The 18,626-nt window shown below is 72.7% G+C and carries 17 protein-coding genes; 6 read left to right on the forward strand and 11 right to left on the reverse strand.

The window, feature by feature from the left end:
• Positions 1 to 21 precede the first annotated feature (21 nt).
• Complete coding sequence (locus tag Cus16_RS14855) at positions 22 to 1,650, forward strand: glycosyltransferase family 39 protein (RefSeq protein WP_069713442.1); 1,629 nt, start codon at positions 22 to 24, stop codon at positions 1,648 to 1,650.
• A gap of 35 nt (positions 1,651 to 1,685) precedes the next feature.
• On the opposite strand, the gene Cus16_RS14860 is transcribed toward Cus16_RS14855, so the two are convergent.
• From Cus16_RS14860 to Cus16_RS14875, 4 genes are all read right to left on the reverse strand, one after another.
• Positions 1,686 to 2,618, reverse strand: coding sequence for a 4-(cytidine 5'-diphospho)-2-C-methyl-D-erythritol kinase (locus tag Cus16_RS14860; RefSeq protein ID WP_069713443.1), 933 nt, complete (start codon positions 2,616 to 2,618; stop codon positions 1,686 to 1,688).
• A 56-nt stretch (positions 2,619 to 2,674) separates the two neighbouring features.
• The gene (locus Cus16_RS14865; RefSeq protein ID WP_069713444.1) at positions 2,675 to 3,985 is read right to left on the reverse strand and encodes an O-acetylhomoserine aminocarboxypropyltransferase/cysteine synthase family protein; all 1,311 of its coding nucleotides are present in this window, start codon (positions 3,983 to 3,985) and stop codon (positions 2,675 to 2,677) included.
• Positions 3,985 to 5,055, reverse strand: a complete 1,071-nt coding sequence (locus Cus16_RS14870) for an LLM class flavin-dependent oxidoreductase (RefSeq protein WP_069713445.1) — start codon at positions 5,053 to 5,055, stop codon at positions 3,985 to 3,987. The genes Cus16_RS14865 and Cus16_RS14870 overlap by 1 nt, the downstream gene beginning before the upstream one ends.
• 84 nt (positions 5,056 to 5,139) lie before the next feature.
• Positions 5,140 to 6,153, reverse strand: a complete 1,014-nt coding sequence (locus tag Cus16_RS14875) for a RimK family alpha-L-glutamate ligase (protein WP_069713446.1) — start codon at positions 6,151 to 6,153, stop codon at positions 5,140 to 5,142.
• Positions 6,154 to 6,236: 83 nt separating this feature from the next.
• On the opposite strand from Cus16_RS14875, the gene Cus16_RS14880 reads away from it, so the two are divergent.
• The gene (locus Cus16_RS14880) at positions 6,237 to 6,737 is read left to right on the forward strand and encodes a hypothetical protein (RefSeq protein ID WP_069713447.1); all 501 of its coding nucleotides are present in this window, start codon (positions 6,237 to 6,239) and stop codon (positions 6,735 to 6,737) included.
• 18 nt (positions 6,738 to 6,755) lie between these two features.
• Here the strand turns inward: Cus16_RS14880 and Cus16_RS14885 are convergent, their stop codons facing one another.
• Positions 6,756 to 7,613 carry a helix-turn-helix transcriptional regulator gene (locus Cus16_RS14885; RefSeq protein ID WP_069713448.1) on the reverse strand — a complete coding sequence of 286 codons (858 nt, stop codon included), beginning with the start codon at positions 7,611 to 7,613 and terminating at the stop codon, positions 6,756 to 6,758.
• A 101-nt stretch (positions 7,614 to 7,714) separates the two neighbouring features.
• Here Cus16_RS14885 and Cus16_RS14890 point away from each other — a divergent pair, with 101 nt between their 5' ends.
• Positions 7,715 to 8,455 carry an SDR family oxidoreductase gene (locus Cus16_RS14890; RefSeq protein ID WP_069713477.1) on the forward strand — a complete coding sequence of 247 codons (741 nt, stop codon included), beginning with the start codon at positions 7,715 to 7,717 and terminating at the stop codon, positions 8,453 to 8,455.
• 58 nt (positions 8,456 to 8,513) lie between these two features.
• Here the strand turns inward: Cus16_RS14890 and Cus16_RS14895 are convergent, their stop codons facing one another.
• The 5 genes from Cus16_RS14895 to rsmI form a co-directional block, all read right to left on the reverse strand.
• The gene (locus Cus16_RS14895) at positions 8,514 to 8,918 is read right to left on the reverse strand and encodes a hypothetical protein (protein WP_069713449.1); all 405 of its coding nucleotides are present in this window, start codon (positions 8,916 to 8,918) and stop codon (positions 8,514 to 8,516) included.
• 222 nt (positions 8,919 to 9,140) lie between these two features.
• Positions 9,141 to 9,986, reverse strand: a complete 846-nt coding sequence (rsmA, locus tag Cus16_RS14900) for a 16S rRNA (adenine(1518)-N(6)/adenine(1519)-N(6))-dimethyltransferase RsmA (protein WP_069713450.1) — start codon at positions 9,984 to 9,986, stop codon at positions 9,141 to 9,143.
• Between the two features lie 2 nt (positions 9,987 to 9,988).
• The gene (locus Cus16_RS14905) at positions 9,989 to 10,927 is read right to left on the reverse strand and encodes a TatD family hydrolase (protein ID WP_223246641.1); all 939 of its coding nucleotides are present in this window, start codon (positions 10,925 to 10,927) and stop codon (positions 9,989 to 9,991) included.
• A complete protein-coding gene (gene metG / locus Cus16_RS14910) occupies positions 10,924 to 12,504 on the reverse strand; it encodes a methionine--tRNA ligase (RefSeq protein ID WP_069713478.1) in 1,581 nt (526 codons plus the stop codon). Before metG ends, Cus16_RS14905 begins: the two co-directional genes overlap by 4 nt.
• A 70-nt stretch (positions 12,505 to 12,574) precedes the next feature.
• A complete protein-coding gene (gene rsmI / locus Cus16_RS14915; protein ID WP_069713451.1) occupies positions 12,575 to 13,396 on the reverse strand; it encodes a 16S rRNA (cytidine(1402)-2'-O)-methyltransferase in 822 nt (273 codons plus the stop codon).
• A gap of 53 nt (positions 13,397 to 13,449) precedes the next feature.
• Between rsmI and Cus16_RS14920 the strand changes: the two genes are divergently transcribed.
• A complete protein-coding gene (locus tag Cus16_RS14920) occupies positions 13,450 to 15,081 on the forward strand; it encodes a dolichyl-phosphate-mannose--protein mannosyltransferase (RefSeq protein WP_069713480.1) in 1,632 nt (543 codons plus the stop codon).
• Positions 15,082 to 15,174: 93 nt separating this feature from the next.
• Here the strand turns inward: Cus16_RS14920 and Cus16_RS14925 are convergent, their stop codons facing one another.
• The gene (locus tag Cus16_RS14925; RefSeq protein ID WP_069713452.1) at positions 15,175 to 15,834 is read right to left on the reverse strand and encodes a TetR/AcrR family transcriptional regulator; all 660 of its coding nucleotides are present in this window, start codon (positions 15,832 to 15,834) and stop codon (positions 15,175 to 15,177) included.
• Positions 15,835 to 15,996: 162 nt separating this feature from the next.
• On the opposite strand from Cus16_RS14925, the gene Cus16_RS14930 reads away from it, so the two are divergent.
• Together Cus16_RS14930 and Cus16_RS14935 are read left to right on the forward strand one after the other, a co-directional pair.
• The gene (locus tag Cus16_RS14930) at positions 15,997 to 17,553 is read left to right on the forward strand and encodes an MFS transporter (protein ID WP_069713453.1); all 1,557 of its coding nucleotides are present in this window, start codon (positions 15,997 to 15,999) and stop codon (positions 17,551 to 17,553) included.
• A gap of 173 nt (positions 17,554 to 17,726) precedes the next feature.
• Entirely contained in the window at positions 17,727 to 18,587 is an 861-nt protein-coding gene (locus Cus16_RS14935; RefSeq protein ID WP_189319613.1) for a sulfurtransferase, read from the forward strand.
• Positions 18,588 to 18,626 lie beyond the last annotated feature (39 nt).

Genomic DNA, 18,626 nt, shown 5'->3' on the forward strand with positions numbered 1-18,626 from the left:
CCGGGCGGTACCGTCGCGGGCGTGACTGCACCCCAGACCGGGACGATCCGTGTCCCCGCCTCGGCCGGCGCGACGCCGGTCCGCACCCGCCTCCGGTCCGCGTCCGCCGCGGCCCGGATCGCCGCCGTGCGGACGCCGGAGCTCACGATCGGCGCGCTCGGCGTGGTCACGGGTGCCCTCTTCGCCTGGGTCCCCTCGCTCTGGTACGACGAGGCCGCCACGGTCACGAGCGCGCAGCGGAGCTGGCCCCAGCTGTGGGCCGAGCTCCACACCGTCGACGCGGTGCACGGTCTCTACTACGCGCTGATCCACGCCTGGTTCTGGCTCGTGGGGTACACGCCGTTCACCCTCCGCTTCCCGAGCGCCCTGGCGATCGGCGTCGCGGCCGGACTGGTCGTCGCCCTCGGTCGGCGCCTCGGCGGGCGTCGGCTGGGGATCACCGCCGGGCTCGTGTTCCTGGCGTTGCCCCGCGTGCAGTGGGCCGGGTCTGAGGGCCGTCCCTACGCCACGATCACCACGCTGGCCGTCTGCCTGACCCTCGTCGGGATCACGGCCGTCCGGCGGACCCGGACGGGCTCCGGCCGACGCTGGTGGGTCGCCTACGGGCTGATCGCCGCACTCTCCGTCACGTTCAACGTGTACCTCTCGCTGGCGGTCGTCGCGCACGCGGTGACCCTCGGCTGGACGCTCCTGGCGCAGCGGTCGCGAACGGACGGACGGGCTCCGGTCCTCCCGCGCGCCGTGCTCGTCCGCTGGGTGGTCGCCGCCGGCGCCGCAGCTGTGGTGGTCTCCCCGCTCGTGCTCGTCGTCGTCTCGCAGTCGAAGCAGGTCGGGTGGATCACCGGCATCAGCGAGCGGACCTTCCCGCAGGTCTTCGCCACGTCGTGGTTCGGCGGCATCGACTCCTACGCCGCGGTGGCTTGGGCACTGCTGGTCACCGGGTCCGTCGTGGGCCTGGCGGCCGCGCACCGTCGCTCCCCCTCGGTGCGCGCGGTCCTGCGCGCCCAGGCCGTCCGCGTCGCCCTGCCCCTCGCCCTGCTGCCGACCGCCGCGCTCGTCGGTGCCACCGCGCTCGGCGAGCACCTGTACTCACCGAAGTACGCGTCGCTCAGCCTGCCGTTCGTCGCACTCCTCATCGCCCTCGCGATCACGCTCGTGCGACCACGGGCGGTCCTGGCGGTGGCACTGGCCGTGTTCCTCGTGATCAGCGTGCCGAGTGCCATTGACGTGAAGACCCCCCGCTCGAAGCAGGACTCGACGTGGGCGAACGCCGCGTCGATCATCGAGGCCGAGCGGAGCGCGACCCCGGGTGCGAACGGCGGTGTCGTCTTCGGCAGCGTCTACGGGCACCCCGGCACGACCGCCGAGATCATCCGGGTGTCCTACCCCTGGGCGTTCACCGGGCTGACCGACCTCGGGGTCCGGAAGGACGGCGCCGAGTCCGGCGTGCTGTGGAACCAGAACGGCGACCTCGCGACCACGATCCCCGCCCGGCTCGGCGACATCGACACGGTGTGGTTCGTCGGCGGGACGCCGAAGGCGCGCAACATCCAGCCCGAGACCGCCTCCGTCCTCGCCGAGAACGGGTTCCACGCGGAGCAGCACTGGAAGACCGGCCGCGTCGTCATCACGGAGTACGTCCGCGGCTGACCGCGCCACGACCGGAGCGCTGACCGCCCCGCCGGTCAGTGCACGACGCGTGCGCCGTGCACCGGGCCGGTCGCCCGGAGAGCCACGAGTCCGGCCGCGCTGAGCTCGACCTGGAGCTCCAGGGCGGCGTCGCGGTCGGCGACCAGGAACGCCACCGTCGGTCCGCTGCCGGAGACGAGCCCGGCGAGTGCCCCGGCCTTCTCACCGACCTCGAGCGTGGTCGCCAGGGCCGGCTGCAGCCGCATCGCCGGTGCCTGCAGGTCGTTGTGCAGGCAGTCCGCGAGCAGGTCGGGGCCACCGGCGCGCAGGGCCTGCAGCACGTTCGCCTCGACCACCGGGGTCGTCGGCGCGGGCCGGATGTCCGCACGGTACCGCTCCCGGTGCTCGTCGAGGGCCCGGTAGACCGCCGGGGTCGAGAGCCCGGAATCGCTCAGCGCGAGCACCCAGTGGAACTCCCCCTTCGCCAGGGCCGGGCTGAGCTCGTCGCCCCGCCCGGTGCCGACCGCGGTCCCGCCCGCGAAGGCGAACGGGACGTCGGCGCCGAGACGGGCGGCCAGCCGCAGGAGTTCGTCGCGGCCGAGCGCCGTGCCCCAGAGCGTGTCGCACGCGAGCAGGGTCGCGGCGGCGTCGGCGGATCCGCCGCCCATGCCGCCGGCGACGGGCACCTGCTTGTCGATCGTGAGCCGGACGCCACCCCGGTGTCCAGCGGCCTCGGCCACCAGTCGGGCGGCCCGGATCGCGAGGTTGGAGCCGTCCGTCGGCACCGCGGTCGTGTCGATCGGGCCGGTGAAGCGCACCGAGAAGTCGTCGGCCGGCTCGGCGGTGACGTCCTCGTACAGGGACACCGCCTGGTAGGCCGTGGCGACGTCGTGGTAGCCGTCGTCCTGCAGCGCGCCGACCGACAGGTACACGTTGATCTTGCCGGGAGCGCGCACCCGCACGCGGGTCGGTGCGGCCAGCGAGGTCATGCCCCCAACCTATCCTCCCCGCGGCCGGGTCCTCCCCGCGACGGGTCCGCGCCGGGTCAGGCGCCCGACCGTGCGGCGGCCGCGAACCCCCGGGCGAGGTCGGCGAGGATGTCGTCGACGTGCTCGAGGCCGATCGACAGGCGGATGAGCCCCTCGCCGACGCCGGCCGCGGCACGCTCCTCCGGGGTCATCTGCACGTGCGTCGTCGATGCGGGGTGCACGACGAGGGACCGCACGTCGCCGAGGTTCGACACGTGGTCGAACAGCTCGAGCGCCGCGACGAAGCGCCGACCGGCCTCGACGCCGCCGGCCAGGTCGAACGCGAGCACCGCCGACGGGCCCTTCGGCACGTACCGCTGCTGCAGGTGGTGCCACGGCGAGGACGGCAGCCCCGCGTAGTGCACGTGCTGCACCTGCTCGTGGGCGTCGAGCCACGTCGCCACCGTCGCGGCGTTCGACACGTGCCGGTCCATGCGGAGCGACAGGGTCTGGATGCCCTGCAGCACCAGGAAGGCGTTGAACGGCGCGATCGCGGGACCGAGGTCGGCGGACAGCTTCGAGCGGGTGCGCTGGATGAACGCGCGCCGACCGAACTTCGCCGCGAAGTCGGTGCCGGCGAACCCGGAGTGCTCGACGCTCGTCAGCTGCGGGTACTTCTCCGGGTGCGCGGCCCAGTCGAAGTTGCCGCTGTCGACGATGACGCCCGCGATGGCGCTGCCGTGCCCGGCGAGGTACTTCGTCGCCGAGTGCACGACGATGTCCGCGCCGTGCTCGAACGGCCGGACGAGGTACGGCGTCGCGATGGTGTTGTCGACGATGAGCGGGACGCCGGCCTCGTGCGCCACACCGGCGACCCCCGCGAAGTCGAGCACGTCGCCGCGCGGGTTCGGGATCGACTCCCCGAAGAAGGCCCGCGTCTCCGGACGCACCGCGGCGCGCCACGCGTCGAGGTCCGTCGGCTCCTGCACGAACGTGAACGTGATGCCGAGGTCGCGCAGCGTCGACGCGAAGAGCGTGTAGGTCGCGCCGTACAACGACGCCGACGCCACGACGTGGTCACCGGCACGGGCGACACCGAGGACGGCGAGCGACGTCGCCGCCTGCCCGGACGCGAGCGCGAGCGCCCCGACGCCCCCCTCGAGGTCCGCGATGCGCCGCTCGAGCGCGGCCGCCGACGGGTTGTTCACGCGCGTGTACGTGTGCCCCGGGGCGTCGAGCATGAACCGCGCCGCGGCGTCCTCCCCCGACGGGTAGACGTAGGCCGCGCTCTGCGCGATCGGCGGCACGTTCGCGCCGAAGCCCGGATCGGCCTTGTAGCCCGCGCGGATCTGCCGGGTCTCGAACGCCCAGTCGTCCTCGGCGGCCATCAGGCGACCGGCTCGGCAGACTCGGACGCGCCGACGGAGGCCCCGGCGGACGGCCGCACCAGCGGGATGACCTGCTCGCCGAAACGCTCCATCTCCTCGGCCTGCGGCGAGAACTGCAGCAGGAGCGTGTCGACCCCGGCGTCCTCGAACTCCCGGATGCGGTCGGCGACCTGCTGCGGCGTGCCGACGAACCCGGGGCGCAGACCGCGGTTCGACACCGAGTAGTCCTCGAGCGACGGCACGTGCTCGAGCTGTGACTTCGAGATGAAGTCCTGGTACGACTCGTACGCCTTGCCGTGCCGCACGTCGGTGATGCGGGCCAGCTCGGCCTGCGCCTCCTCCTCCGTCTCACGGACGATCACGTACGCGGCCATGCCGAAGGCCTCGAAGGGGGCGGCGCCGGCGTCCTCACGACGGCGCTTCATCTCGTCGATCTTCGTGCGGAGCTCGTCGACCGTGCCGCCGTGCGTAAGGTACGCGTCGGCGAAGCGGGTGATCGAGCTCTTGCCCGCCTCGCTCTCGCCGCCGGCGTAGATGCGCGGCGTGACGCGCGGCTTCGGCTCGAGGTGCGTGTTCTGCACGTCGTAGTACTCGCCCGTGAACGAGAACGGCGTCTCGGACCACAGGCCCTTGAGGATCGCGACGAACTCCTCGGTCCGCGCGTAGCGGTCGTCGTGCTCGGAGAAGATGCCGCCGTACTGACGGGCCTCCTCCGCCCACCACGCGCTCACCACGTTGAAGGTGAACCGACCACAGGAGATCTCGTCGATCGTCGCGGCCTGCTTCGCCGTCACCGCCGGCAGGTGGTAGCCCGGACGCATCGCGGCCATGATCTCGAGCCGCTCGGTCGTCGCGGCCAGCGCGGCCGCGAGCGCCCACGCCTCGAGGCTCGGCGCGGCCGTCCCCTTGATGTCGTTGAGGTTGAGCTCCGGCACGAGCGTCAGGTCGAAGCCGATCCGCTCGGCACGCTGCGCCAGCCGCTTCACGTAGTCGAAGGTGACGGGCATGTCCTCGTCCTCGACGTTGCGCAGCCAGCCGCCGAAGAGCGGGGTCCAGTATCCGAATCGCACGAGTGGTTCCTCAGGTGTGTCGTGACGGCCGGGAGGCGCGGGGCGGGCCCGCCCCGCGCCTCCCGGCCGGTGGGTGGTGTCGTCTCAGACCGTGGTCGCCGACGCGGCGTAGGCCTGCTCGAGGAGCGCGCCCGTGAAGCGCGCGATCGCGCGCGGGCCGGAGACCGGCGCAGCCGCCTCGACGGCGGGGTTGTAGTTCGTGTTCGTGTTCACGTCGTAGACGACCGTGCGGCCGTCGGTGGTCTCCATGAACTCGACGCCGGCGACCTGGATGCGCTGGTCGGCGAGGAACGTGCGGAGCTGCTGCACGAGCGGGTGCTCGGCGGTGACCTCGTCGCGGATGCTGAAGGCGGCCGGTGCGCCGGGCGCTTCCGCACCGGGCACGTCGCAGACGGCGCCCGCGATGGTCTGCGGGACTTCGCACGCGTCGGCGGGGCAGAGCTCGAAGCTGCCGGCGCTCGTGTCGACGCGGACCGCGTAGACGAACTCGCCGCCGACGAACTCGGCGCGGGTGATGAACGGCTCGCGGGCGGTCAGCAGCTCCTGGAGCAGCGTGATGCCGTCGACCGGGGCCTCGAACTCGGGGCTGTCGACGTAGGCGTCGAACTCGGCGAGGGTGTCGAAGCGGCGGACGCCGAGGCCCTTGCCGCCCTGGTTGTGCTTCGTGATGAACGGGACGTCCTGCCCGTCCGTGAAGGTCCGCGCGGCGTCCCGCAGGGCCGCCGACCCGAAGACCGCGGTCGTGCGGGGCACGTCGAAGCCGGCGTCGCGGAGGAGCCCGTGCTGGGCGACCTTCGACACCTCGAGCTCGAGCACGTGGCTGCCGTTGACGACCGTCGCACCGGAGCGCTCGAGCCAGCCGAGCAGCGCGCGGGCGTACTCCTTGCTGTGCTCGTTGCCGCGGGTGTGGGAGCTCGCCGACATGCGCGACCAGTAGACGCCCGGGGCCGGCTCGGCGCCGAGATCGATGCTGCCCAGGGCGCCGCCGTCGGTGAGCAGGAGTTCCTCGACCGGCACGCCCTCCGCCTCGAAGGCAGCGGCGAACGGCGGGAACCACTCGGGGTTCTCGTGGATGACGTACACGCGCGGAGTTGTCACCCGGCCACCCTAGGCACGGTGACCCTGGGGGTGCCAGGTGTGTGACGTGGGGTTGCGCGGAGCGGTGTGCGAGGGTGGAACGCATGTCCCACCCCGTGCACGAGGAGACCCTCCGGCCCGGCCGCACGCTGACCGTCGTCGGGTGGGCCGTGATCGCGACCGCCGTCGGCATCGCGGCGCTCGTGCTCGCGGTGCCGGCAGGGTGGCAGGACCAGCCGCCGACGGCGTCGGACGTCGGCGTCCTGGTGGTCACGCTCGCCGTCACGGTCGCGCTCGGCGTCGGCTCGGTGCTGATGCGGATGACGGTCCGTGTCGACGAGGTCCTCGAGGTCCGTGTCCGCCCGTGGTGGTACCGGCGGCGCATCGCCCCGGAACGGATCACCTCGGCCGAGGTCGTGCACGTGACGGGCGGCAACTCCGGCGGACTGGGCATCCGGCTCGTCCCCGGCGGCACCGCGGTGTTGCTCGACGGTGGTCCCGGAGTGCAGGTCACGATCCGCGGGGCACGGTCGCTCCGGTTCCGGTGCAACGACCCCGACGCACTCGTCGAGGCGCTGCGGGCGCGGGGCGCTGCTGCCGGCTGACGCTCGGCCGGGCGCGGGTCAGCGCGCCGGTGCCTCGGCGCCGAACTGCTGCGTGCCGAGGACGCCGAGCAGCTCGAGCTTCTGCGCGTCCTCGCTGCCGGGAGGCGCGGTGAAGAGCAGGAGGGCCTGCGCCTGGTCGTCGGTGTGGAGCACCTGGCAGTCGACGGTGATGCGGCCGAGCTCGGGCTGCACGATGGTCTTGTTGTCGGACCACCGCGTGGACACCTCGTGGCGCTCCCACAGCTCCCGGAACTCCGGGCTCCGCTGCTGCAGCGCGTCGACGAGCGCGGTCGCCCGACGGTCTCCCGGCCCGGTGAGACCGACCGCGGCCCGGAGCGAGGCGACGACCACCCGTCCGAGCCGCTCGTGCTGCTCGGGCGCGTACTTCGCCTGCTCCGTCCCCGCCACGAACCACCGCCACGCCTGGTAGCGCTCATTCCCCGGCAGGTCGACCGACGTGCCGAGCAGGGCACGGGCGAGCCGGTTCTCGACGAGGGTCTCGCCGAGGTGGCTCACGACGATCGCCGGGGTGTCCTCGAGCCGGTCGAGCACCCGCAGGATCGCCGGGTCGACGTGGTCGGCGCGGTGCATCCGGACCGGCGCGGTGTGCCCGGCGAGGTGGAAGACGTGGTCCCGCTCGTCGAGGCTGCAGCGGAGCGCCCGCGCGATGGCGGCGACCATCTGCTCGGACGGCTGCGGCCCGCGCTGCTGCTCGAGCCGCGTGTAGTAGTCGACGCTCATGCCGGCGAGCGCGGCGACCTCCTCACGGCGCAGACCCGGCGTCCGGCGACGTGCCCCGCTGCCGAGCCCGACGTCCTCCGGGCGCAGGAGTTCGCGGCGGCGGCGGAGGAAGTCGGCGAGGGCGGGGCGGTCCACCCGACCATCGTGCCCGTCCGGACCGGTCGGAGCCAGGGATCGGCGGTCCCCCGATGACCGCGTCCTGGCGACACCGGTGTCCGGGGAGCATCGTCGACGGCATGGACACCACGAACAGCACCGTCTTCATCTCCGGCGCGACCTCGGGCCTCGGGCTCGCCCTCGCACAGCGCCTGCAGGCAGCGGGCAGCACCGTCGTCATCGGCGGGCGCCGCCAGGACCGCCTCGACGCGCTCGCCGCGGAGCACGGCTTCGGCACCGTCACGATCGACGTCGCCGACGCCGACTCGATCGCAGCCGCTGCCACCGACGTGATCGCCCGGTACCCGGAGCTCGACACCGTGGTCACGATGTCCGGGATCATGCGCAACGAGGACCTCCGCGACCCGGGCCACGTCTCGGACGCGCTCGAGACCGTGCAGACGAACCTGGTGGGCACGATCCTGCTCATCGACGCCTTCCTCCCCCACCTGCTGAGCCGTCCGGCGGCGACCCTCATCACGGTCTCGTCCGGGCTGGCGTTCGTCCCGCTCACCGCCACCCCCACCTACAGCGCGACGAAGGCCGGCGTGCACTCGTACACGCAGGCGCTCCGCCAGCAGCTCGTCGGGAGCTCCGTCGAGGTGCTGGAGCTCGCGCCGCCGGCGGTGCAGACCGACCTGATGGGCGGTGCGGACTTCGGCGGGATGCCGCTCGACGCCTTCACCGACGAGGTCGTGGGGTTGCTCGAGGCCGGTGCCGCGCCGGAGATCCTCGTGGAGAACGTGCAGCCGCTGCGCTGGGCCGAGCGGGACGGGACGCACCAGCAGATCCTCGAGGCGATGGCGGGCCGGGGTCACTGAGCCACAGCTGACCCGCGCGTCCTCGCGGGACGCGGGTCGCCCGGCCTCCCGGAACCGCCTACTCGACCTCGTCGCCCGCAGCACGCCGTCGGCGGTTCCCGGCCTCCACCGTCCGGTTCAGCGCCCAGAGCCCGAGGACGATCGCGGTGACGACCAGGGCCTCCGCGACGGTCCGGTCGAGCAGCCCCCTGAGCACCCAGTACGCACCCGCGCCCAGGATGCCGGCGGTCGCGGCGACACCCGTGACGGCGACCCGCGGACGACGGTCCGCGTCGCCACCCGACAGCGCGTGGAACCACAGGCCCCATGCCGCGACGGCAGCGCCGAGGACGAGTGCCGCCCACGCGGCGTCGTCTCGGACGTCGTGGACGAGGGCCACGACGGCGAGGACGACGATCGCGGCGCCGACGGCGGCCGCCGTGATCGTGACGACGAGAGCGGTCCGGGAACGAGGTGCGCGCACGGTGGCGAGCCTACGGGTCGTAGCGACCGACCAAGGCGCCGGACCGGCAGGCGCAGGCGCCGGGCCGGCGGGCCGGGAGGCGCGTGGGGACCAACCGCGAGCACGTCGCGCCGCGGAAGTACACGGCGCGACGTGCTCGCGGTTGTCCGGGGGCAGGTCACGCCAGTGCCCCGTCACCTCGCGCCGCAGCGCACCGCGCCGCACCCGCGGCACGCGACGCCGTCAGGCCGCGAGGACCGTCCGACCGAGCCGCACGAAGTCGTCCGGCGACAGGGCCTCACCCCGCGCCGTCGGGTCGATGCCGGCGGCGGTGAGCAGCTCGGTCGCACGCGCACTGCTGCCGAGCACGCCCGACAGGCTCTGGCGCAGCATCTTCCGCCGCTGCTGGAACGCGCCGTCGACGAGCGCGAAGACCTGCGTCCGCAGCGCCTCGTCGCCCGGCTGCTCGTGCCGGTCGAACCCGACGAGCACGCTGTCGACGTTCGGCACCGGCCAGAACACCTGGCGACTGATCTGTCCGGCGGTCGACCACGACCCGTACCACGCCGCCTTGACGCTCGGGGCGCCGTAGACCTTGCTGCCCGGGCCGGCCGCGATGCGGTAGCCGACCTCGGCCTGCACCATGACGAGCACGCGCTCGATGGTCGGGAAGGTCGCGAGCAGGTGGAGCAGCACCGGCACCGACACGTTGTACGGCAGGTTGGCCACGACGTGCGTCGGCGCCTCGGGCAGCTCGTCGGCGGTCACGGCGAGCGCGTCCTGGTGGACCACCTGCAGCCGGGCGTCGGGCTGGATCGCCGCGACCGTCGCGGGCAGCTGCGCCGCGAGCCGGCCGTCGATCTCGACCGCCGTCACCGAGGCGCCCGTCTCGGTGAGGCCGAGCGTCAGCGAGCCGAGTCCCGGGCCGATCTCGAGCACCCGCGACCCCGGGGTGACGCGGCCGGCCGACACGATGCGTCGGACGGTGTTGCCGTCGTGCACGAAGTTCTGCCCGAGCTTCTTGGTGGGGGTGACGTCGAGCTTCGCCGCGAGGTCCCGGATCTCCGCCGGGCCGAGCAGTGCGCCCACGGCTACTCGTCCACCGTGACGGGCTCGGCGTCCCACGCGCCGTACACGAGCTCGGTGTTCGACGCGATCTGCGCCGCGAGCATCGAGGCGTCCGTGCCCAGCGTCTCGGCCATCGACCGGAGCGTGAGCGGGATCAGGTACGGCGCGTTCGGCCGCCCGCGGTACGGGGTCGGCGTGAGGAAGGGCGCGTCCGTCTCGACCATGACCAGGTGGCGCGGGGCGACCCGGAGGGCTTCGCGGAGGGGCTCGGCGTTCTTGAACGTCACGGTGCCGGCGAAGGACATGTACCAACCGCGCTCGGCGCAGAGCCGTGCCAGGTCGGGTCCGCCGGAGAAGCAGTGGAACACGGTCCGCTCGGGTGCACCGACCCGGTCGAGGACCTCGACCACGGCGTCGTGCGCGTCGCGGTCGTGGATCGTCAGCGCGAGGTCGTGCTCCTTCGCGATGCGGATGTGCTCCTCGAACGACCGGACCTGGGCGGCACGGCCGTCCTCGCCGGTGCGGAAGAAGTCGAGTCCGGTCTCGCCGATCGCCCGGACACGGGGCAGCGCGGCGAGCCGCTCGATGCCCGCGAGGTGCTCGTCGAGCAGCCCCTGCTCGTCGAGGACGGGGGCCTCGTTCGGGTGCAGCGCGACGGCGGCCAGCACGCGCGGTTCACGAGCGGCGATCTGCGCGGACCACTCCGAGGTCGCCAGGTCGGTGCCGACCTGCACGACGCCGCGCACGCCGACGCTCGACGCCTTGTCGAGGTGCTCGCGGTAGTCGAGCGGACCGTCGCCGCCCTCGCCGACGCCGTCCGCGATCTCCATGTGGGTGTGGTTGTCGTACACGGGCACGACGAGCGCCTGCGGCAGCGGCGGGTAGCTCAGGTCGCGCTTCGAGCCACTCGACGATCCGTCACCGCGCGCCCGCACGTGCGCTGCGTCGGCCGCGTCGGTCACGCTGCGCCCTGCTCGGGCTGCTGCTCGATGCGCGGGAACAGTCCGGACCCGAGCGGCACGACCGTCTCCGCCCCCTGCCACTCCCAGGCCCGGTCCACGCGCTGCTCGGCGACGGACCCGCCGGCACCGATCGACGCCCAGAGCTTCTCGGTGGCCTTCGGCATGACCGGCGACACGAGGACGTTCACGGTACCGAGGCCGCGCAGTGCCGTCGTCAGCACGGTGCCGAGGCGCTCGCGCTGTGCGTCGTCCTTCGCCAGGGCCCACGGCTCCTGCTCGGTGATGTAGCCGTTCAGGGCGTCCACGAGCTCCCACACGGCGGCGATCGCCTCGTGCGGGGCGAAGGCCTCGACCGCGGCGTCCGCCCGTTCCGTCACGGACACCGCGAGGGCGTCGATCGCCTCGTCGGACGCGGTCAGCGCCCCGCGAGTCGGGACGGCCCCGTCGAAGTACTTCTGCAGCATCGCGACGAGCCGGGACGCCAGGTTGCCGAAGCCGTTCGCGAGGTCGGCGGCGTACCGGGCGGAGATGTCCTCCCAGCTGAAGTTGCCGTCCTGCCCGAAGGTGACCGCGCGGAGGAAGTAGTAGCGGAACGCGTCCGACCCGAACGTGTCGGTGATCTCGGACGGGGCGATGCCGGTGAGCTTCGACTTCGACATCTTCTCGCCGCCGACGAGCAGCCACCCGTGGCCGAACACGCGCTTCGGCACCGGCAGGTCGGCCGCCATGAGCATCGCGGGCCAGATGACCGCGTGGAAGCGGGCGATGTCCTTGCCCACGATGTGGACGCTCGGCCAGAGGCGCTGGAACGCCTCGTCGTCGTCGGAGCCGTAGCCGAGGGCGGTCACGTAGTTGAGGAGCGCGTCGAACCACACGTAGAGCACGTGGTCGTGGTCCCAGGGGATCTGGATGCCCCAGTCGAAGCTCGACCGCGAGATCGACAGGTCGCGGAGGCCCTGCTTGACGAACGAGATGATCTCGTTGCGGACGCTCTCGGGCTGGATGAACTCGGGGTTCGACTCGTACAGGTCGAGCAGGCGCTGCTCGAAGTCGCTCATCCGGAAGAAGTAGTTGCGCTCGGCCAGCACCTCGACCGGGATCGAGTGGATGGCGCAGACCTGCTGCCCCTCGTACGCACCCGTGCCGGGCACGAGGTCGCTCGGCTGCTTGTACTCCTCGCACCCCACGCAGTAGAAGCCCTCGAACTCACCGGCGTAGATGTAGCCGTCGTCGTACAGCTTCTGCAGGAAGGCCGTGACGCCGCGCTCGTGGCGCTCGTCGGTCGTGCGGATGAAGTCGTCGTTCGCCACGTCGACGGTGTCGAGCAGCGGCTTCCAGGCGTCCGTGACGAGACGGTCCGCCCACTCCTTCGGCGAGACGTCGTTCGCGCTCGCGGTGCGCAGGATCTTCTGGCCGTGCTCGTCGGTGCCGGTCAGGAGCCACGTGTCGTCGCCCCGCTGCCGGTGCCAGCGCGCCGTGAAGTCCGCGGCGACCTCGGTGTAGGCGTGCCCGATGTGTGGCACGTCGTTCACGTAGAAGATCGGCGTGGTGATGCTGAACGAGGACCCGTCGGACATGCGGACCATCCTACGGGCGGCCGGCGAGCGCATGACGCGACCCGTGCCTCCCGGCCGACGGGTGGTGGCGTCAGCGCGCCGCGAGCGCGCCCTCGTAGAGGTCGCGCTTCGACAGGCCGGTCGCGTCGGCGACGGCCGCAGCGGCCTCCTTCATGCGCGACCCCGCGGCCACCCGCTCGAGCACCAGCCGGACGCCGTCCTCGATGCTCGTCACGTCGAGCGCACCGGTCGAACCCTCGACGACGACGCAGATCTCGCCGCGGACGCCGTCCGCCGCCCACGCGGCGAGCTCGGCGAGCGTGTCGCGACGGACCTCCTCGTGCAGCTTCGTGAGCTCCCGGCAGACCACCGCACGGCGGTCGTCCCCGAAGCCCGCGGCCATGTCGGCCAGCGTGTCCGCGAGCCGGTGCGGCGACTCGAAGAACACCATCGTCCGCTGCTCCCCCGCGAGCGATGCGAACAGCCGACGCCGCTCGCCGGCCTTGCGGGTGGGGAACCCCTCGAAGCTGAAGCGGTCCGTCGGCAGACCGGAGACGGCGAGCGCCATGAGCACCGCGGACGGGCCCGGCAGGGCGGTGACCGTGACGCCCGCGGCGGCGGCCGCCTCGACGAGCGGGAAGCCCGGGTCGCTGATCGCGGGCATGCCCGCGTCGGTGAGGACGACGACGTCCTCGTCGCGGGCCAGCTCGACGACCTCGGAGGCCTTCGCCCGCTCGTTGTGCTCGTGCAGGGCGATGAGCCGCGGGCGGTTCTCGATGCCGAGCGCCCGCATGAGGTGGATCGCGGTGCGGGTGTCCTCGGCGGCCACGACGGTCGCGTTGGACAGGGTCTCGACGAGTCGGCGCGACGCGTCGCCGAGGTTGCCGATGGGCGTTGCTGCGAGGACGATCACCTCCCCATTGTGGTGGCAGGTCCCGCCACGGGGCGATCCGTAGGATGCTGCCGATGACCAGCGAGCTGACCGACGACCGCGCCGCCCTCGTCGACGGGCCGGTCGGCTCCCGCCTCGACGACTGGTGGGGCCGGGTCCTGTCGACGTCCCGGCGCGTGGCCGTGTGGCGGTGGACGGGCCCGCTCGCGGTGACGCTGCTCGCCGCCGTGCTGCGGTTGGCCGGCCTCGGTCACCCCCACTCGCTGGTGTTCGACGAGACGTACTACGTCAAGGACGGCTGGTCGATCGTGCACCTCGGCTACGAGGGCACGTGGCCGGCGAACCCGTCCGGCGACGGGGCACCGACCACCGACCAGCGGTTCGCCGACGGTGAGACCGACATCTACTCGCGGGCGGCCGAGTTCATCGCGCACCCGCCGCTCGGCAAGTACCTCATCGGGCTCGGCATGCTGCTCTTCGGCGCCGACAGCTCGTTCGGCTGGCGCATCACCGTCGCCGTGCTCGGCATCGCGACCGTCTTCCTGACCGCGGTGATCGCGCGCTCGCTGTTCCGGTCGACCGCGGTGGGGACGCTCGCGGGGTTCCTGCTCGCGGTCGACGGGCAGGCGATCGTGCTCTCCCGGGTGACGCTGCTCGACGGCATCGTCACGTTCTTCGTCCTGCTCGGTGCGGGAGCGCTGCTGCTCGACCGCCGGTGGGCGCAGCGACGACTCGACGCCTGGGTGGGACGCCGGGCCGCCGCCGGCCGGGACACTCTCTGGGGGCCGGTGATGGTCTGGCGACCGTGGTTGGTCGCCATGGGGATCGCCCTCGGGCTCGCGTCGGCGACGAAGTGGTCCGGGCTGTACTTCCTGGCGTTCTTCGCGCTGTACTCCGTCCTCAGCGACATGCTGATGCGCCGCCGGGCCGGCGTGGCGTTCTGGTCGTCGAGCGCCTTCCTGCAGCAGGCACCGGTGTCGTTCCTCCTCACGGTGCCGATCGCCGCCGCGACCTACCTGGCGTCGTGGACCGGGTGGTTCCGCACGTCGGGCGGGTGGGACCGCGACTGGATCGCGAGCGGTGGCGAGCGGTGGACCGGCGTGCTCGCGTGGGTACCGGACTCCCTGCAGAACTGGTGGCACTACCAGTCGGAGATCTACGGCTTCAACATCGGCCTGCACACCCCGCACTCGTACCAGGCGAACCCGCTGCTCTGGCTGCTCATGCAGCGCCCGACGTCCATGTACTACCAGGGCACGGACGCCGGCCAGGACGGCTGCTGGGCGGACCGCTGCGGCGAGGCGATCACCGGCATCGCGAACCCGTTCGTCTGGTACGCATCGGTGATCTCGGTCGTGGCCCTGCTCGTGCTCTGGGTCCTCCGCCGGCGGTGGGAGTACGGCTTCGTCCTGATCGGCGTCGCCGGCGGGTACCTGCCCTGGCTCATGTACACGGACCGGACGGTGTTCCAGTTCTACACGGTCGCCTTCGAGCCCTACATGGTGATGGCGCTCGCGGCGGCCATCGGGCTCGTGGCCGGCTCCCGCGACGACCCGCGGCACCGGCGCACGCGGGCGCTCGTCTGGATCGGCGTGTACCTCGGCGTCGTCGTGCTGGCCTCGGCCTACTGGTACCCCATGTGGACCGGCCTGCAGATGCCGTGGGACTTCGTCCGTTCCCACTACTGGCTGCCGAGCTGGCTCTAGGCGGGACCGGCTGACGGACGGGAGGCACGTGGCGGCGCCGCCACGCGCCTCCCGTCCGGCTGTTGTCAGGTCCCGGCGCGCGCCGCGGCAGCGTCAGGACGGGCCGTGGAGCGCGTGCTCGATCGTCGCACGGTCGAGCGGCGCACCGAGCATCGGCTGCCGCCCCGTCGGGGGCAGGACCCCCTCGAGCACGACCTCCGCGTAGCGCCGCCAGGCGTCCGGGTCGTGGTCGCGCGTCCGGTCCGCCACGGCACCGACCATCACGGTGAGCATCGGCAGGTCGGACCACGCGAAGCCGGCGCGCACGACGCCCGCCGCATGCGCCCGCTCGATGATCGCGTTGACCTGGGACTCGAGCCGGTCGCGCTCCTCAACCACGGACGGGCGGGCCTTGCCGGCTCGAACGATGGCGTCGGCGAGGGCACGGTCGCGCGCCCGGAACTCGAAGACGCCCATCAGGTAGACGCGCAGCCCCTCGCGGGGGTCGGACTCCTCCGCGGCACGGGCGGCGGCGGCGTTCATGGCCTCGAACTTGGTGGAGAGCAGCGCCTCGATCAGGGAGTCCTTGTCGGCGAACCGCCGGTACACCGTGCCGACGCCCACGCCGGCCTCGTGCGCGATGTCGTTGAGGGTCACCGACAGGCCGCGTTCCGCGAAGCACTTCCGTGCCGTCTGCAGGATCAGCTCGCGGTTGCGCGCGGCGTCGGCGCGCAGGGGGCGCTCGAGGTCGCGCGCCGAGTCGGTGGTGCTCACGATGCCGACGGTAGTTGACGATTCTGGGAACAAACGGATGCGGTGACTCCGTTTCGGTCTACACTGACGACAAACGGATGCGACGCATCCGGTTCCACCTCCTCGCGAAGCGCTCGACGGCGCGTGCTCCGCCACCTCCACCCTTCACCGAAGGAGGCTGCCGTGACGGCAGAACAGACCGTGCCGACCCCCACCGGGGCAGCACCCACGACGACGAGCCCCTCCGGCTCGGGCGCCGCTCCCGAGAAGGCGAACCGCCGGTGGATCGCCCTCGCGGTCATCGCGCTCGCCCAGCTCATGGTGGTGCTCGACGCCACCATCGTGAACATCGCCCTGCCCTCGGCCCAGGCCGACCTGGGCTTCGGCAACGACCAGCGGCAGTGGATCGTCACCGCCTACTCGCTGGCGTTCGGCTCCCTCCTGCTCCTCGGCGGACGCCTCGGCGACCTCTTCGGCCGCAAGAACACGTTCATCGTCGGGCTCGTCGGCTTCGCGGCCGCCTCGGTCCTCGGCGGCCTCGCCGACTCGTTCGGGCTGCTCGTCGCGGCCCGCGCGCTGCAGGGCGTGTTCGGCGCGCTGCTCGCCCCGTCCGCCCTCGGCATGCTGACGACGACCTTCCGTGACCCGAAGGAGCGCGGGCGCGCCTTCGGCATCTTCGGGTCGATCGCCGGCTCGGGTGCGGCCATCGGCCTGCTCCTTGGTGGCGTCCTGACCGAGTACACCTCGTGGCGCTGGTGCCTGTACGTCAACGTCGTGTTCGCGGTGCTCGGCGTGATCGGCGCGCTCGTCTTCATGGCCCGGCCCCCGAAGGTCGAGCGGCCCCGCATCGACGTCGCCGGCGTCCTCACGATCACGGCCGGCCTGGTCGGCATCGTCTACGGCTTCTCGAACGCCGAGTCGAACGGCTGGGACGCTCCGCTGACGATCGTCATGCTCGCCGCGGGCGTCGTGCTCGTCGCGGCCTTCGTGGTCATCGAGACACGGGTCGCACACCCGCTGCTCCCCCTGCGCGTCGTCCTCGACCGCGACCGCGGCGGCGCGTTCATCGCGATCGGCCTGGTGGCGATCGGCATGTTCGGCATCTTCCTGTTCCTGACCTACTACCTCGAGCAGACGCTCGGCTTCAGCTCGCTGCAGACCGGGCTCGCGTTCCTCCCGATGCCGCTGTCGATCATGATCTCGGCGACGCAGATCGGCGGACGTCTGCTCCCCCGCGTCGGGCCGAAGGTCCTCATCTTCGCCGGTGGCCTGGTCGCCGCGACGGGGCTTCTGCTCCTCCTCCGCACCGACGTCGACAGCTCGTACGCGGGGACCGTCCTGCCCGCGCTCATCGTCATCGGTCTCGGCATGGGCACGATCTTCTCGTCCGCCATGAACACGGCGACCACGGGGGTGGCCCGGGCGGACGCCGGCGTGGCCTCCGCGACGGTGAACACGATGCAGCAGATCGGTGGATCGATCGGTACCGCACTGCTGTCGACGATCTTCGCCGACGTCGTGGCGGACAGCCTCTCCGGGCTGTCGGCGGCGCCGACGAAGCTGCAGCAGGCGCAGGCTGTGATCGACGGGTACCACGTGGCGTTCGGCATCTCGGCGGGCGTGCTCGTGCTCGTCGCCCTCGCCGGCGGGCTCCTGATCAACCGGCAGTCGGTGCGGCTCGCCAAGCTCGAGCACGCGTCGAGCGCGACCACGGGCAGCATCCCCACGGCAGCGCACTAGCCCGGTCTCGCGGCTGGGCACCCGTCCTGCGACATCCCACGCGTCGATCGACGCGTGGGATGTCGTCGTTCCGGCCCCCTGCGCGCCGGATGACCGCGCCGTCGGGACAGTGGCGTTGCGCCCCGTGTCGGACACCCTCGCTCGCGTCAGGGGCGCCGGATATCGTGACGGCCATGGCCCCCGTCCTGACCTCGCCGCTCGTGTCGACGCAGTGGCTCGCCGACCACCTCGGTGCCGACGACCTCGTGGTCGTCGACGCCTCGGTGCGCACCGAGGGCACGGGGACCGCGACGCGCTGGCAGGGCGCGCACGACGCGTACGAGCAGCACGGGCACGTCCCCGGCGCGCGGTACGCCGACCTGCTCCACGACTTCTCGGCGCCCGACGCCGACCTGCCGTTCACCCGTCCGGGCGCCGAGCACTTCGAGGCCGCCGCGCGGGCCCTCGGGGTCACCGCGTCGAGCACGGTCGTGGTCTACGACGACGGCGTCGGCGAGTGGGCCGCACGCCTGTGGTGGATCTTCCGCGCGTTCGGCTTCGACACCGCCGCGGTGCTGGACGGCGGCTTCACCAAGTGGCGGGACGAAGGGCGCCCCGTCCGGGTCGGACCCGTGCGCACGACGCCCGCCGCCACCGGCGCGGACCCGTTCCTGGCCGGGGAGGAACGGCCGGTCTGGGCGGACCACGACCGCGTCCTCCGCGCCGTGCACGGCGAGGAACCGGCGGCGGTGGTGCTCGCCGCGCCCGCGTCCTCGCTCGGCACCGACCACCCGGGCATCGTCCCGGGCAGCACGGTCATCACCACGGACGACGTCGTCGACCCGGTGTCGAACACGCTCCGACGACGTCCGGCCCTCGCCGAGGTGTTCGCGTCCGTGCTCGGCGCCGACGAGGTCGTGACGTACTGCGGGGTGGGCAGCGCCGCGTGCGTGGACGCACTCGCCCTGACGGTGCTCGGGCACGACCGGGTGCAGGTGTACGACGGGTCCCTGGCGGAGTGGTGGCGGCTCGAGCCGGAGCTGCTCGCGTCCTGACGTCCCCACCGGGGACACCGCCGCGCACTAGCGTGGGCT

Source organism: Curtobacterium sp. ER1/6 (assembly GCF_001742745.1).
Taxonomy (GTDB): Bacteria; Actinomycetota; Actinomycetes; order Actinomycetales; family Microbacteriaceae; genus Curtobacterium; species Curtobacterium citri.

Bases quoted from the DNA above. Each gene is read 5' to 3' on its own strand.
- Cus16_RS14880 (WP_069713447.1), top strand. From the start codon at position 6,237: ATGTCCCACCCCGTGCACGAGGAGACCCTCCGGCCCGGCCGCACGCTG.
- Cus16_RS14935 (WP_189319613.1), top strand. From the start codon at position 17,727: ATGGCCCCCGTCCTGACCTCGCCGCTCGTGTCGACGCAGTGGCTCGCC.
- Cus16_RS14860 (WP_069713443.1), bottom strand. From the start codon at position 2,618: ATGACCTCGCTGGCCGCACCGACCCGCGTGCGGGTGCGCGCTCCCGGC.
- Cus16_RS14865 (WP_069713444.1), bottom strand. From the start codon at position 3,985: ATGGCCGCCGAGGACGACTGGGCGTTCGAGACCCGGCAGATCCGCGCG.
- Cus16_RS14920 (WP_069713480.1), top strand. From the start codon at position 13,450: ATGACCAGCGAGCTGACCGACGACCGCGCCGCCCTCGTCGACGGGCCG.
- metG (WP_069713478.1), bottom strand. From the start codon at position 12,504: ATGTCCGACGGGTCCTCGTTCAGCATCACCACGCCGATCTTCTACGTG.
- Cus16_RS14890 (WP_069713477.1), top strand. From the start codon at position 7,715: ATGGACACCACGAACAGCACCGTCTTCATCTCCGGCGCGACCTCGGGC.